This window comes from Dysgonomonas sp. PF1-14 (genome assembly GCF_029892965.1).
Classification (GTDB): domain Bacteria; phylum Bacteroidota; class Bacteroidia; order Bacteroidales; family Dysgonomonadaceae; genus Dysgonomonas.
The window spans coordinates 262199-277601 of record NZ_JARXWN010000003.1; the positions used below are offsets into that span (position 1 = coordinate 262199).

Sequence of the window (15403 nt, forward strand, 5' to 3'; positions counted from 1 at the left end):
AAGGGATTATCTATTATGGAACTTATCAGTGTAATTGTACCTGTGTATAATGTTGAAAGATATTTGCCGAAATGTCTTGATAGTATTTTGTGTCAGAGTTATACCAATCTGGAGATATTGTTGATAAATGATGGCAGTACGGATATGTCGGGTGCTTTGTGCGATGAATATGCGCGGAAAGATGGGCGTATAAAAGTTTTTCATCAACCAAACAGAGGGTTGGCTGAGGTACGTAATGTTGGTTTGGCTAATGCTACAGGTGATTATATATCGTTTGTAGACAGTGACGATTATATTGACCATGATTTTTTCTTAAACTTGTATAATCTGCTAACAGTAACTGATTCTGATATTGTTCAATGCAACTATCAGGTTGTGAACGAGTCGGGTAATTTACTCGATGATCGTCAGCCGAAAGCTATAGATGGAGAGTATACCGGATATGAATGTTTGCAGAATTTGTATAACGAGGGTTTTTATCCGGCTAATGTTATACTCTGGAATAGGTTGTCGAAAGTCAGTCTATGGAAGGATATTTCTCTGCCGGCAGGAATTCTGCACGAGGATGAGTATGCTTTTGCATATATATACGATAGAGCACGTAAAGTGACGATTACGTCGCAGGTCTTATATTATTATGTGATGCGTGAGGGCAGTATTACGAATACTGTAAATTCTGAATATATAATTAAAAAGCAGTTCGATTATAATGATATTTGCAATGACAGATATTCTTTCTTCCAATCGAAAGGGTATACCGAACTGGCTTCCCGTACAATCGCAATGAAAGCTCTTTTTGCGAAGAGGATAGTCAAAGGGATTAAGGAGCTGGATTATTGTGATAAGAAAAAGCAAGAGCTTCTGAGCAGAATACAACGTGATATTAAAAAATACCTGAAAGTATATTTGAATGATAAAGGGTTAAGAATGAGTGCTAAATTGAGGTTTATCCGTTATGCGATTGGGATATTCGATTAAATCTGTATTTATTATCTGTATAGAAAATATGACTTGTGAAACATAAGTGTTCGAAAAACTGACAGAAAATATACTATCTTTGTTGCTTTATGGCAGATGTAGAAAAAACAGACATATTTGACAAAGTATTGGTATTGGTTCATAAGCTTTACAATAAGGTGAACACTATGTTCGGAGAGGATGGTAATTTCCGCCGGAGGCCTGTGTTGTGGAGCTTTCTGGTTTTGTCCTGTTTCTTGGTTCTGTTACTTTTAAATATCCTTACTCCCTTTGTTTCGGATGATTATGTCTACTTGTATGTCTATGGTGAAACACAACCTGTAGAGTCGCTTGGAGACATTATTCAGTCACAGGTAAACCACTATTTCCTGTGGGGCGGACGCAGTGTCGTGCATTTTGTAGCGCAGGTATTACTCATACTACCATCGTATATGTCCGATATACTGAATGCATCGGTCTATATGGGATATGTATTTCTTATCTATTATCACATCAAAGGTAAGGGTGAAGGCAGTATCTCGTTATTCCTAATCGTCAATATGGCAATCTGGTTTTTCCAGCCCGTATTCGGCGATACAATACTTTGGGTAACAGGATCAGCAAATTATCTTTGGGGTACATTTTTTATTCTGTTACTTTTGTTACCTTTTCGTCTGTATGACGGTAGCCACTTGTCGCCTATAAAGCAGTTGGTGGCATCGGTAGGGCTTTTCATACTCGGGGTTATTGCCGGTTGGTCTAACGAAAATACATCGGGAGGAATGATACTGATCATCATACTGTTCCTGCTCTATTATCGTTCTAAGGCATGGAAAGCTCCTGTCTGGTCATATGTTGGTTTGTTGGGTAGTATTATCGGCTTTGCTATAATGATTCTGGCACCGGGTAATTTTGAAAGGGCAGGAGAGGCTGGTTCATTGAGTCTGTTTATTCTCGGCTACCGTTTATTTAATTGCACGCTGACTTTCTTTTATCATGCAGGCCCGTTTATACTTGTTAGTCTGATTGTTACTATCCTGTACTATCATTTTCCGAAAGAGGAGGATGGTGATAGGAAAAGGGAGAAGCTGAAATTGAGCTTCATATACTCTATTGCAGGAGTGGCAGCCGTATATGCTATGGTACTTTCCCCTTCTTTTCCGCGTAGGGCACTATTTGGTGTAGTTACCTATCTGGTAATCGGAGCCGGGATATTATTATATAATACCGATTTTAAGTATCGCCTTTTGCAGCAAGTAAGATCAACGATTATTATGGTAGGATCGGTTTGTCTTTTGTTTACTGTTTATATGGCTACAAAAGAAATCAAGACATACCGTAATATTGTGCAAGAGCGTAAGTCTGTGATAGAGCAGGTGAAAAAAGAAGGCGGAGATTCATGCGAGTTTGAGCGTTTCCATGGCGGGCAATATATACATGGCGAAGATCCTTTTGCTGAGGAATCTATGAGTCGTTATTATGGCATAAGAATCAAACTGAAATAAATTTATCAGAAGAAGTCTATTCCCATGAGTGTGCCTGTGATAATTCCTGCAATACCCAAGCCGATAAGTAGTAAGCCTATAATCTGATTAAATATCTGTAGTCCGCGCGGATTGAATCGGGTACGTAGCTTATTCACAATGAAAGTAATTAGCAGCCACCACAGTAAAGCTCCCAATCCGATAAAGAATATAGTAATCAGATCGTATCCGAAAGGTTTGTCAGCATCTATTACATTGAAGCGCGCAAAGAGTGCAATATAGAGGAAAAGAGTCGCTATATTGGAGATGGTGAGTATCAGAGAGGAAGCGAAGACCTTCCAGTATGACATTGTCTTTTCATTCAGTTTAGCGAGGTTTTTGGAAGGGTTTTTGTTGAATACAAAATATCCGAAAACGATAAGGACTATACTACCTACTACTTTCAACGGTCCTTCGTGTTGCTGTATAGATTCATTGCTGAATCCCAGTCCTAAGGCGGCGATAATTGCCAATAATGCAATAATCATATCTCCTGCTACAGCACCTAATCCGGTAATTAGTCCGTTCCTCCGCCCTTCGTTTAGGGTGCGTTGTACGCATAGCATACCTACCGGACCCATTGGGGCAGAAGATAAAAAACCAATAAATAGTCCTTTTATAATGATATATACCATCAACTCATATTTACAGCAGTCATTCCTTTATTCTATGTAAAGCCTGAGTTCATAGCGGAACGAGACAGCTTATAAGTACAAAGATAGTATCAAAATATCAAAAATATGCACACTATAAGCCAAAAGGGTGAGAGTTGTTAAACATTTTTAATCTAACAACTCTCCTTTGTTAATTATATTGAGTTTATTTTCAGCAGCGATAGTGCAGTATCTGAAATAAATACAGCACGAATCTTTTCTAAGAAAGTATCCGTGCTGTGTATCTTATTTTATTGTCTGACGCTTTTTCAGTATCTATTCTTTATTATTGTTGTATTTACTGTAAATAATAGAGAACTTCATATTATCAGGATCAGTCCTCAATATAGCTGATGTCTGGCTCATGATATTATATATGTATGAGTACGATTCTGCTCCGGTGGAGGAATTAGTCGTAGTTTTCACTGTAACCGGTATCATCAGATATTCCAGATCCGGAAGCGTTTCTCTATCTTTATAGTAATCGGCATAGTGATTTATGATAGTCGCTATATTTCCCAGATCGTATGTATTGATAGGTGTTGTAGATGAAGCCGATGTTGTTCTCTTTATTACAAAACTGGTTATGTTATCCGGTTTCTTGGATTTATAGAAGAAGTTCTCCAAAGAGTCTTTGTTGAGTAGTAATACATAAGTAGGTCTCGTTATATTGAGTTTCTCTTCCTCTTCGGTAAATCCTTTGATCTTCAGGTTTGCCGAGTTGAGAGTTCTTCCCTTACCTGCTTTGTTGACAATATCGTTTAATGGCAGAACTAATTTTGTATATACTCCTGCCGGAGTTTTCATATAAGTTTTTGTAGCATTACTTGTAAAGAGGTCTTCAGGCAGGGTGTTTTTTATGCTGTTCATCTGAATTACTTCAGGTGTAACAGGCAGGCTGAACAGCCCCCTTACAGCGGAATCGGCTGTGTTTGCCGTATTCCTAACGTTATATGTGTAATATACATTAAACTCGTTATAGTCCACATTGATCATGCTACCAGACCCGAAAGTAGAGGTAACATATACACCTTTAAAGAATTCTTTGAAATTATCCGGATTCTTAAAGGTTTCTCTATTGTTTTTCCATTCGTTATAGATAGTTTGACCCTTTTCTATACCTACTTTTGTGAGAATTCTCTTTGTGCGGTAAGAAGAACTAAATGCAGTATCAGGCAGATTCTGTATAGAGAAAATACTTTGCCCCAGCAATATGCTCATATCGCAGTAATTCTTTGGATCTACACTTGTGAAGAAGAATGGTTTAAGCGGAGATGTTACTTCATAGACTGCTACCCCCATTGGAGATATAGAGTCACCTGTGAAGGTGGAAAATCCTGTTTCCATGATAACGGAATCTATTGATACTACATTCTCCTGAAAAGCTTTGATTGTATCCATCATAAAGAATTCGCACATGTATTCTGATTTCACCTTACCGAATACAGGGTCTATATACTCACCCAGCATACTGTATATTGTGCGTGCATATACCGAATCTCTGAAAGATATGGTTTCGGCTGTTACCGTAAGAGTATCTGTGCCGACAAATATACCATCCCCATCGGGTTGTATACTACTACCGATAGAATCGATGTCATCATTACATGCTATAAAAATAATTGCAGACAGGGCGATTGCTAAGGAGGATAAAGCTTTAAATTTCATTCAATTTACTTATTAAGTCAATTAGGGTCTCAAATATCTATAAAAATGCTGTTTACAGAAAATATAACAGCATTTTTATAGATTTATTTTAGATACTTTAAAGATTCTCGTAAAAATTATTGATGGCTTCTATGGAAGATTCTACATCTCCCTGATAAGAAAGGAAGTCTTTCCCTGATTTATTCGCATAATCGAGAACGTTTTTATTCACCTCGCTTTCGCTCTGAATAATTCCATCAGCATATTTGATCGCAAAGTTAGAAAGTGTTTCGTAATCCACAACACCTTTCAGGTCAGAAATATCTTTGTCTTTTATTCCGTCAAACTTAAGTTTATCGATAAAATTATTATTGAATGGCTGCTTAAAGTCGTCGTTATATAAAGAATATACTATTTTTGAGTTTTTAAAGCACGGATCATCAGCATATGCTGTTTTAATATATAAACCGGTCAGCGCCGTCATCCATCCATGACAATCTATCACATCGGGAATCCATCTTAACTTCTTTATAGTTTCCAATACCCCGCGTACATAAAAGATACTGCGTTCATCATTGTCGCTGAACTCAACGCCTTCATCATTGGCTACAGTATGCTTGCGTTGGAAGTAATCATCGTTGTCGATAAAGTATATCTGCATTCTGGCTGCCTGTATAGAAGCCACTTTAATAATAAGCGGATGATCTGTGTCATCTATAATAAGATTCATTCCCGAAAGACGGATTACTTCGTGCAGTTGGTTTCTTCTTTCGTTGATGCTCCCGAACTTCGGCATGAATGTCCTTATCTCTTGACCTTTCTCTTGTATAGCTTGTGGTAAGTATCTACAGTTAGTTGCAATCGGTGAATCAGGTAAATAAGGAGTAATCTCCTGTGTAATGTATAAAACTTTTTTTGTACTCATTTATTTCGTATCCTCATGTTTATCCTCTACATACAATTTCAAACTACAAAGATAATAAAAAAAAATCTTCTTTTTTGCAAACTTTGGATCACAAAATGTAGTATTTCTTTGTTTTAAAGGGTTTCTGCAAATTTTATGGATAATTATGCGTTAAAATTTGAAACAAAAAGAACCGATTGTTTCGTTGTTCCGTAAATATTTACTTGCTTTGTATCCGTTTTCATTATATAGATAAATGAATATAATAAAAATAACAAAAGAGCTGCAAAATTTGCTATCTTCTTTACGCTCACAGGGAAAGACTGTCGGATTTGTTCCTACAATGGGTGCTTTGCACGAAGGTCATCTTTCTTTGGTAAAACAGTGTATTGCCGATAACGATGTGTGTGTTGTAAGCATCTTTGTTAATCCTACCCAGTTCAACAATAAAGAAGATCTGAAAAAATATCCCCGTACGTTAGAGCGCGACAGCCAATATTTACAGGCTGCGGGGGCTGATATTGTTTTTGCTCCGACTGAAGAAGAGATTTATCCTGAACCCGATACCCGACAATTCGATTTCGGGCAGATAGATAAAGTAATGGAAGGACTGCACCGTCCGGGACACTTTAATGGAGTGGCGCAGGTAGTGAGCCGATTGTTCGATATTGTAAAACCAGACAGGGCATATTTTGGCGAAAAAGACTTTCAGCAACTTGCAATTATACGTGCAATGGTAAAGCAGCTAAGTCTATCTGTACTAATCGTGCCGATGCCGATAGTAAGAGAAGCGAGCGGGCTGGCAATGAGCAGCCGCAATGAACGCCTGAGCGTAGAGCAGAGAGATACAGCAGCTAATATATCCCGTATATTGTTCGAGAGCCGTCAGTGGATGGAAACCTCTACGGTGGCCGAGACAATAAAGAAGGTGACCGATAGCATCAATGCGTTCGATGGATTGGATGTAGAGTATTACGAAATAGTGGATGGCTACACGTTACAGTCGATTGTAGACTGGGACCAGCCCGGTTATATAGTGGGGTGCATAGCCGTATTTTGTGGAGATGTACGATTGATAGATAATATTATATATAAAGCAAACAGCTAAACTTTAGGAACAAGCGATATGATCATAGAAGTTGTAAAATCGAAGTTACATCGTGTTACGGTAACCGAAGCCAACTTGAACTATATAGGAAGTATCACGATAGACGAAGACTTGATGGATGCTGCTAACCTGATTGAAGGTGAAAAAGTCCAGATAGTCAATAATAACAATGGTGAACGTCTCGAAACCTATGTGATAAAAGGTAAACGCGGATCGGGAGCCATCTGCCTCAACGGAGCCGCTGCGCGCAGAGTGCAACCCGGAGATATTGTTATTATAATGTCGTTTGCCCATATGGACTTTGAAGAAGCTAAGGCTTTCAAACCATGGGTTGTATTCCCCGACACTAAGACCAATAAGTTGATCAAGTAAAACCAGATTTCATTTTTCGTTATGGCTAACAGCGTACAGCTAACAGCTAAAGGCTACTCATATAAAGATATATGGAAAGTCAGTATCCCTATTATGCTGGGGTTATTGGCTCAGAATATCGTTCAGATCACAGCAACTGTCTTTCTCGGTCAGGTAGGCGAGGTAGAGCAGAGTGCTTCCGGTCTGGCGGGTATCTACTATATAGCCTTCTTCACCCTCTGTTTCGGATTCAGTATCGGAGGGCAGATTATGATTAGCCGCCGCAACGGAGAACAGGACTATAAACGCATCGGCAGCATTGTCATACAGGGAGTTATATTCCTCGAGGTGCTGGCCCTCGTCTTGTTCTCAGGTTCGTCATTGATGCTGAGACATGTATTGCCCAACTTTATGGAGTCGCAAGCCGTTTACGAGGCTGTCGATTCCTACCTGTCGTGGCGTATATTCGGTTTCTTCTTCGCCTCTATCAATGTCATGTTCAGAGCGTTCTATGTAGGTATAGCCCGTACCCCTGTGCTGACAATGAATGCCATTGTGATGGCTGTAGTCAACTTCATAGGCGACTATGTACTTATATTCGGAAACTTCGGCTTCCCCGAACTCGGTATTGCAGGAGCAGGTATGGCTGCCGTTATATCAGAGATAGCCTCTGTACTGTTCTTCGTTATCTATACCTTTAAGACTGTCGATCTGAAGAAATACGGCTTCACCCGTATGCGTTTCAAGATATCCATCATAAAGAACATACTCAGTATCTCATCATTCACTATGGTGCAGTATCTTATATCCATGTCTACATGGTTTATATTCTTTATGGCGGTCGAACAGCATTCGGCGAGGGCACTGGCGATAACCAATATTGTCCGCAACTTCTACATGCTCTTCTTTATCCCCATGAATGCACTGGCTACCACTGCAAATACACTGGTGGGAAATACGATGGGAGCAGGCAATGTGAAAGACGTAATACCTCTTATAAAACGTATATGTACCCTCAGCCTGAGCGTCATTGTCATAGTCATGTTGGTTACAGGATTAGGAGCTGAATTTTGGATATCATTGATAGCTTCGCACGAAGACCTGTCGCTGATTCCCGAATCGGTGGGGCCGTTGCTTGTCGTTGTCTTTGCCCTGCCTGTCTGTAGCCTGAGTACAGTGGTGTTCAATTCAATATCCGGTACCGGTAATACCCGAGCTGCACTGATGCTCGAAATGGTGACTCTTGTGCTGTATGTCGGTTATATGTACTGGATAGTGATATACAAACAAGCACCGGTAGCTCTGTGCTGGACAGTAGAGTACGTCTATTGGGGCAGTCTGTTGCTGTTTTCATTCCTGTATCTCAGATATGCCAAATGGCAGGATAAGAAGATCTGACAATTATTACAGATTTTTATTCTTCTTTCAATAATTCTTCAGCAGCTTCTTTCGGCATCAGCAGGTGCATGTAAGGGTATAGCTTCGGACGGTAAGGCATAAAATACCATTCGTCGTCAGCGATATTGATACACAGAATGACACTCGCCGGATTAGAAGTAATTTTCTTCCGATGTCTGTGGCTGTATTTTGTTTGGGAAGAGTAATAGTATAGTCGTCAGTAGAATAAAAATGTATTTCATCGTTTTATTTAATTATTTTTCCTTTACAATTTCAAATAAAAATCCTTTACTAGTGCAGTGAATCCATCCGAATACACATGCCTTTCCTTTTCTATAACCAGATCAGTTTCGATTAACGGTGCAGCCTGTTTTGTCAGTTCTGCCAATATACGTTTCGGTGCAGAGGTAGGGGTAGGGTGCACGTTTGTAAAGCGTGATATATACAGTTGATTTTCTTCGCTCAGCTTCAATAAAGTATCTTTATATTCATACGGATAAATAACAGATAGCTTGCCCTTATCGCTCAGTAGTTTTGTCGAAGTTGATAACAATTCGTTTATCGGCAGTGTGTCCGTATGGCGTGCCAGTGTCCTGCCCCGATTGGGAGATTTCAGAGATTGTTCGAAATATGGAGGATTGGAGACAATCAGATCATATTTTTTTGTCAGATGTATTTGCTCTGCAAAATCTTGTAGAGACAGACAAAAGCAGTTGATGCCTCCGGCTAGAGGAAACCTGTCTATATTCTCACAAGCCTGTATTACGGCATTTTCCTCAATATCTATAGCATTTATTTTCAAACTGGGGTTTCGTTGAGCCAGCATCAATGCGATCAGCCCCGTTCCTGTACCCACATCGAGGGCAGATACAGCATCCTGCACATCACACCATGCCCCCAGCAGCACCCCGTCTGTTCCTACCTTCATGGCGCAACGGTCGTGATAGACGGTAAACTGTTTGAAACGGAAATAAGGGTTCGGCATAATGTTTCGATGTCAGAATCAAATTTGTATAAATACCTGAAATTTGATTTTTAAATTATAAAGTCAATCCTTTTATGGCACAACTTTTGTTATATATTAAAGCAAAGTTAGTTATTATTCTGTATTTTTACAGCCCTTTATATTGTAAAGGGAACAACCCGAAAAAGCAAAAATATACAATATGTTCAATAGAAAAAGAGATTTACTCGGTATCGAAGAAGGCAGAGAACCCGTTATTTCGATCATTGCCAACGACTTCGATGACGGAGATTGCTATATAAACGAAAAAGACCTGAAAGAAGAACTGGCCATTTTGCCTTTGCGCAATACGGTTATTTTTCCCGGAACGAGCATGCCGATTTCGGTAGCCCGCAAAAAATCCCTGAAGCTGATAAAAGCTGTAAACCGCCAAAGAGGCAAATATGTAGGACTTATCTGCCAAAAGGACGCAGAAAATGATGATCCTGAAGTAGGCGACCTGTACCCGATGGGAGTTATCGGTGAGATAATACGTGTCATAGAGCTGCCTGATGATGATAATGTGACAGTTATCTTTCAGGGAAAGAAACGCTTTCGCCTGACAGAACTGACACAGAATGAACCGTACATGAAGGGGCGTTTCGAGATAAAAGAGACTGTGCCGGTATTGAAGACCGATACAGAATATAAAGCCCTCCTTGATTCTATCCGCGATCTGATGATACAGATGCTGCGTATGTACGGAGAACCGCCGAAAGAATTTATTCAGCGGCTGAAATCGGACATTGTGTCGCCGGTATTGGTGAACTACTGTTGTGCCAATCTGCCTGTGTCGGGAGCCGAAAAACAGACATTACTGGAAATAGATGATGATAAGGAACGCGCATATCGCCTGCTTGTCATTCTCAACCGCGAAACGCAGATGATGGAAATGAAGCTGAACATACAGATGAGAACCCGCGAGGAGCTCAATCAGCAGCAAAAAGAGTATTTCCTTCAGCAGCAGATCAAAACCATTCAGGACGAACTGGGCGGTAATCCACAGCAAGCTGATGTAGACGAATTTAAGGAACGTGCTGCCAAAAAGAAATGGAGCAAAGAAGTGGCTGAGACTTTCGGCAAAGAGTTAAGCAAGCTCGAACGCCTGCATCCGCAGTCACCCGATTATTCTACGCAGTACACCTATATAGAGACTTTGCTCGACCTGCCTTGGGGCGAGTACACAAAAGATAACTTCAATCTGAAAAATGCACAGAAAGTGCTCGATCAGGATCATTTCGGATTGGAAAAAGTGAAAGAGCGCATTGTAGAGCATCTTGCAGTATTGAAACTGAAAGGTGACCTCAAATCGCCGATCATTTGTCTTTACGGTCCTCCGGGAGTTGGTAAAACATCTCTAGGTAAATCTATCGCAAAAGCATTGAACCGCAATTATGTGCGTGTATCGTTCGGTGGTTTGCACGATGAATCTGAGATTCGAGGACACCGCCGTACATATATTGGAGCTATGCCTGGGCGCATTATTCAGAATATACTGAAAGCCGGATCGTCAAACCCCGTATTTGTACTCGATGAAATAGATAAGATCGGAAACGATTTTAAGGGCGATCCGTCTTCCGCTTTATTAGAAGTGCTCGACCCTGAACAGAACTCAGCTTTTCACGATAATTATCTGAATATAGACTACGACCTGTCGAAAGTGATGTTCATAGCTACTGCAAACAATCTTTCCACCATTTCGCAGCCATTGCTCGACCGTATGGAGTTGATAGACGTAAGCGGTTACATTATCGAGGAAAAGGTAGAGATAGCACATCGCCACCTGATACCGAAGCAATTGGAAAATCATGGTCTGAAAAAAGATGTAATAGAAATTTCGAAAAAGACACTCGAAAAAATCGTTGAAAACTATACCCGCGAATCGGGTGTGCGCGAACTGGATAAAAAGATAGCCAAGATAATGCGCAAGGTAGCCCGCAAAGTAGCATCCGAAGAGGATTACAATAAGGTGATAGAGCCAAAAGACCTGCACGAATATCTGGGTGCAACGGAGTATAGCCGGGACCAGTATCAGGGCAACGAATATGCCGGAGTGGTTACAGGCTTGGCATGGACATCGGTAGGCGGAGAGATATTGTTTATAGAAACCTCGCTGAGCAAAGGAAAAGGTGGTAAGCTTACCCTTACAGGTAATTTGGGTGATGTGATGAAGGAATCGGCCGTACTGGCACTCGAATACCTGCATTCTCACGATAACCTGCTGGGTATTGACGAAAAGGTGTTTGAAAACTGGAATGTACATGTGCATGTACCCGAAGGAGCTATCCCTAAAGATGGGCCATCGGCGGGTATCACGATGATAACTTCCATAGCATCGGCTCTTACGCAGCGTAAGGTAAAAGCAAACCTTGCAATGACAGGGGAGATCACCCTGCGTGGAAAGGTGCTTCCGGTAGGAGGTATCCGCGAGAAAATACTGGCTGCTAAACGAGCTGGAATTAAGGAGATTATCCTTTGCAAAGAGAATAAAAAAGATATAGACGAGGTGAAACCGCTTTATCTGAAAGGGCTAACTTTCCACTATGTGGATGATATAAGGCAGGTGCTCGATATAGCTTTGCTCAAGGAGAAGGTAAAACATCCGCTCGACCTGAACGTGAAAGAGGAAAAGAAGGAAAAAGCAAAAGCGAATTAAGGATCACTTATAAATGAATAGGGAAGTGCAGGTTTTCAGACTTGCACTTTTTTATTTTAATTCATACATTTAGCCTTTGTTATTATGCAGATACAATAGTATGGCTATAATCTATGAGTATATAATACAAACATTAATAATACTTACGAAATGATACTACTTCAGGCAATGATTGGTTTTGCTTTTCTCTTTATAATTGTTGCAATTATTCTCTTCATTGTCGGTGCCCCCTTATTAGCACTTGTAGTAAGGAAGATACTGCTTAAAATATTTCCGGTAGGCAATACCAAACGGGAATTTTGGATATATGTGGCGAGTGTATTAATTGCTATACTTCTAACAATATTATTATTGATTATACTAATGCATATTCCGTTGGCATCGCCTACATAATAAAAGAATATTACACTATGGAAAACAGATTTGAGAAAGAAATGTCGTTAAGAACAGATAAAGAACTAGTCAGAATCATTACAATAGAGCGGGATAACTATCAGCCTCTGGCATTAGATGCGGCCAAAAATGAATTGAAGAAGCGAAATATTTCAGATGTAGACATTGAGGATATAGCTCAAAGTCTAATTGAGCAAATGAAAAAAATTATACAATTGAATACTGATATGGTAGGTTCGGGAATACGCTTGGTGAATTTTCTGATAGATTCTTTAATATGGCTTGTTATTGCTTTTATTTTGACTTTTCCTCTGAATGCAAATGAAGGTGGTCAAATATTTATCGGGTATATCGTGTTATTCGGAACATTCATCCTTTATTATGTATTTTTTGAGACTAAATATCAAAAAACACCGGGTAAGATGCTTACAAAGACAAAGGTTGTAAGTACAGAGGGAGAGAAACCTACTTCTGCCGATATCTTTGTCAGAACACTATTGAGGCTTATTACACCATTCGATGCTATTTCGTTCCTTTTTTCAAGGAACGGACTGCATGACAGGCTGTCTCGTACGAAAGTAATAAAAGCTGATAAGGATATAGATATTACGTAATATGAATAAATGGAAAACTGCCTTTTGGATTTGTCTGACTTTTCTCATTATTGCCACTTGCTCCTTAATGTATGCAGTCTATGCAGTCATAGACCAGAGTGTTACATTAATGTATCTAAATGATGATTATGATAGGGCAGACGCTGATCTGGAAACGATTATTCATATTGTCAACAAGACCGATATGGATAAAGCCGAAATAGAAGCAGAGTTGAAGACCCATCCCTATTTTGAATATATGGATTTCGCTACTGATACCATAGAATTGAAGCGAACGGTTCTTATTTTTGAAAATGATACATTGAAGACAATGAAAAACAGATGGTAAAAGGCAATATTATGGAATTTAGCAAAGAAGTATGGAATCTGACCGATTATGAGATGGAATATGATGCCGGCATCGGTGAAGCATTCCGTCTGAAAGACTTTACAGTCAAAGCTCTTAGCAATGGTTTGCCGGATGCAGCTTTGTTTGCCAATTCCCTTTTCTGGAAACAGAAAATCAGTCGCTTTAAAGACAAATAAGAATGCCCTGCTGTGTAAGCCGTACAATGTAACTATTATTAAAAGTAAAGTTTTAATAGTTTCTAAACTATTTCTTACATTTGTACCACAATGACGAATCATACGCAAATCGACGGAAAAGAGACCTCGCCGCTTAAGTATGCCATGCAATACGGCCTCTATTTAGGTGTCTTTTGGGCGTTAAAATACCTTGTTTATGTAGCGGCCAGCTATTGGGTACATTTTATCTATTTGTACTATCTGCTCAATGTAGGTACGTTTATACTGATCTATGTTTTTTACATCAAGTATATAAATGCCGATACCTACCCTGTGAATAACAAGATACGGGGCTTTCTCTTTGTCGTCCTGCTGTGTTTCTTCGCCTCCTTTATAGAGGCGGCGGCAGTATATCTGCACTTTCAGGTACTCGATCCCGGATATTATTCGAGCAAGATAGCGCCCACTCTTGCTAAAATGGTGGAATCGTTTCCATATCCACCTCAGATGAAAGCCGATGCTCTGATCATGGTAAACAGCAGTTTGCTGTATGTGGTGTCCATTTTTATGGGCAATGTGTTTCTGGGAGTGTTGTTAGGTACGCCTATGGCGTTGTTGGTAAAGAAAAGTAATCAGTAATCCTCATATCATGGACATTTCGGTAGTTATCCCATTGTTTAATGAAGAAGAATCCCTGTCGGAACTTTACACATGGATCGCGCGGGTGATGAACGAGAACGGCTATTCTTACGAAGTCATTTTTGTAGATGATGGTAGTACAGATAGTTCGTGGGACGTGATATGCGATCTGCGAAAATCGTCGCCCGAAGTTAAGGCTATTCGTTTCAGACGCAACTATGGCAAATCGCCCGCATTGCACTGCGCATTCCAAAAGGCTCAGGGAGACGTTGTGATTACTATGGATGCCGATTTACAGGACAGTCCTGATGAAATACCGGCACTCTATAAAATGATAAAAGAAGACGGCTATGATCTGGTTTCGGGCTGGAAGAAGAAACGTTATGATCCGCTGTCGAAAACAATACCTACAAAATTATTTAATGCGACGGCTCGAGCTGTTTCGGGAGTTAAGCTCCACGACTTTAATTGTGGGCTGAAATCGTACCGGAAAGAAGTCGTAAAAAGCATAGAAGTGTACAACGATATGCACCGCTACATCCCTTATCTGGCGAAGATAGCCGGATTCAACAAAATAGGAGAGAAGGTAGTGCAGCATCAGGCACGCAAATTCGGTAAAAGCAAATTTGCAGGTATCAGCCGTTTTGTAAATGGCTACCTCGATTTGCTCACCCTATGGTTCCTCTCAGTCTTCGGACGCAAGCCGATGCACTTTTTCGGGCTGTGGGGAACAGTTATGTTCTTTCTGGGTTTCATTGCCGTCATTATAGTAGGAGCCAATAAGCTATATGCTATCAGCAGAGGGGTACCGCATCCGCTGGTGACCAGCTCGCCTTACTTTTACATAGCACTCACAATGATGCTGCTTGGCACACAGTTGTTCCTTGCCGGATTTTTAGGAGAAATAGTATCCCGCAATTCGTCCGACAGGAACGATTATAAGATAGAGGAAGAATTGTAGTTTTGCTACACCAGTTAGCTAATCGCTTTAGTTTTGTCAAACTTGTAACTCGTAACTGTCTGAAGGACAAAGTAACTTGTAACTCGTAATAT

The 15403-nt window shown here is 40.1% G+C and carries 15 protein-coding genes; 11 read left to right on the forward strand and 4 right to left on the reverse strand.

Annotated features, from left to right (window positions below; translation table 11 throughout):
• Window positions 1-15 precede the first annotated feature (15 nt).
• Window positions 16-978 carry a glycosyltransferase gene (locus M2448_RS05595; RefSeq protein ID WP_280645489.1) on the forward strand — a complete coding sequence of 321 codons (963 nt, stop codon included), beginning with the start codon at window positions 16-18 and terminating at the stop codon, window positions 976-978.
• An 89-nt stretch (window positions 979-1067) separates the two neighbouring features.
• Window positions 1068-2462 (forward strand): DUF6056 family protein, encoded by a 1395-nt coding sequence (locus M2448_RS05600; RefSeq protein ID WP_280645488.1) that lies wholly within the window; start codon window positions 1068-1070, stop codon window positions 2460-2462.
• Window positions 2463-2467: 5 nt separating this feature from the next.
• Here M2448_RS05600 and M2448_RS05605 read toward each other — a convergent pair whose 3' ends face one another.
• The 3 genes from M2448_RS05605 to M2448_RS05615 form a co-directional block, all read right to left on the reverse strand.
• On the reverse strand, window positions 2468-3115 hold the full coding sequence (locus M2448_RS05605) for a LysE family transporter (protein ID WP_280645487.1): 648 nt from the start codon (window positions 3113-3115) through the stop codon (window positions 2468-2470).
• Between the two features lie 294 nt (window positions 3116-3409).
• Window positions 3410-4801, reverse strand: a complete 1392-nt coding sequence (locus tag M2448_RS05610) for a DUF4270 domain-containing protein (RefSeq protein WP_280645486.1) — start codon at window positions 4799-4801, stop codon at window positions 3410-3412.
• Between the two features lie 97 nt (window positions 4802-4898).
• Window positions 4899-5705 carry a glycogen/starch synthase gene (locus M2448_RS05615; RefSeq protein ID WP_280645485.1) on the reverse strand — a complete coding sequence of 269 codons (807 nt, stop codon included), beginning with the start codon at window positions 5703-5705 and terminating at the stop codon, window positions 4899-4901.
• A gap of 235 nt (window positions 5706-5940) precedes the next feature.
• Between M2448_RS05615 and panC the strand changes: the two genes are divergently transcribed.
• The 3 genes from panC to M2448_RS05630 are packed head-to-tail and all read left to right on the forward strand — an operon-like array spanning window position 5941 to window position 8541.
• Window positions 5941-6792 (forward strand): pantoate--beta-alanine ligase, encoded by an 852-nt coding sequence (panC, locus tag M2448_RS05620; RefSeq protein ID WP_280645484.1) that lies wholly within the window; start codon window positions 5941-5943, stop codon window positions 6790-6792.
• An 18-nt stretch (window positions 6793-6810) separates the two neighbouring features.
• The gene (gene panD, locus M2448_RS05625) at window positions 6811-7164 is read left to right on the forward strand and encodes an aspartate 1-decarboxylase (RefSeq protein WP_280645483.1); all 354 of its coding nucleotides are present in this window, start codon (window positions 6811-6813) and stop codon (window positions 7162-7164) included.
• Window positions 7165-7185: 21 nt separating this feature from the next.
• The gene (locus M2448_RS05630; protein WP_280645482.1) at window positions 7186-8541 is read left to right on the forward strand and encodes an MATE family efflux transporter; all 1356 of its coding nucleotides are present in this window, start codon (window positions 7186-7188) and stop codon (window positions 8539-8541) included.
• A gap of 265 nt (window positions 8542-8806) precedes the next feature.
• Here the strand turns inward: M2448_RS05630 and M2448_RS05635 are convergent, their stop codons facing one another.
• Complete coding sequence (locus M2448_RS05635) at window positions 8807-9526, reverse strand: methyltransferase (RefSeq protein WP_280645481.1); 720 nt, start codon at window positions 9524-9526, stop codon at window positions 8807-8809.
• Between the two features lie 181 nt (window positions 9527-9707).
• On the opposite strand from M2448_RS05635, the gene lon reads away from it, so the two are divergent.
• The 6 genes from lon to M2448_RS05665 all read left to right on the forward strand — a co-directional run bounded on the left by lon (window position 9708) and on the right by M2448_RS05665 (window position 15311).
• Window positions 9708-12200, forward strand: a complete 2493-nt coding sequence (lon, locus tag M2448_RS05640; RefSeq protein ID WP_280645480.1) for an endopeptidase La — start codon at window positions 9708-9710, stop codon at window positions 12198-12200.
• 410 nt (window positions 12201-12610) lie between these two features.
• Complete coding sequence (locus M2448_RS05645; protein WP_280645479.1) at window positions 12611-13207, forward strand: RDD family protein; 597 nt, start codon at window positions 12611-12613, stop codon at window positions 13205-13207.
• Between the two features lies 1 nt (window position 13208).
• Window positions 13209-13535, forward strand: coding sequence for a hypothetical protein (locus tag M2448_RS05650; RefSeq protein ID WP_280645478.1), 327 nt, complete (start codon window positions 13209-13211; stop codon window positions 13533-13535).
• An 11-nt stretch (window positions 13536-13546) separates the two neighbouring features.
• A complete protein-coding gene (locus tag M2448_RS05655) occupies window positions 13547-13732 on the forward strand; it encodes a hypothetical protein (protein WP_280645477.1) in 186 nt (61 codons plus the stop codon).
• Window positions 13733-13822: 90 nt separating this feature from the next.
• A complete protein-coding gene (locus tag M2448_RS05660) occupies window positions 13823-14350 on the forward strand; it encodes a DUF4199 domain-containing protein (RefSeq protein WP_280645476.1) in 528 nt (175 codons plus the stop codon).
• 10 nt (window positions 14351-14360) lie between these two features.
• Window positions 14361-15311 (forward strand): glycosyltransferase family 2 protein, encoded by a 951-nt coding sequence (locus tag M2448_RS05665; RefSeq protein ID WP_280645475.1) that lies wholly within the window; start codon window positions 14361-14363, stop codon window positions 15309-15311.
• The last annotated feature ends 92 nt before the right edge of the window (window positions 15312-15403 follow it).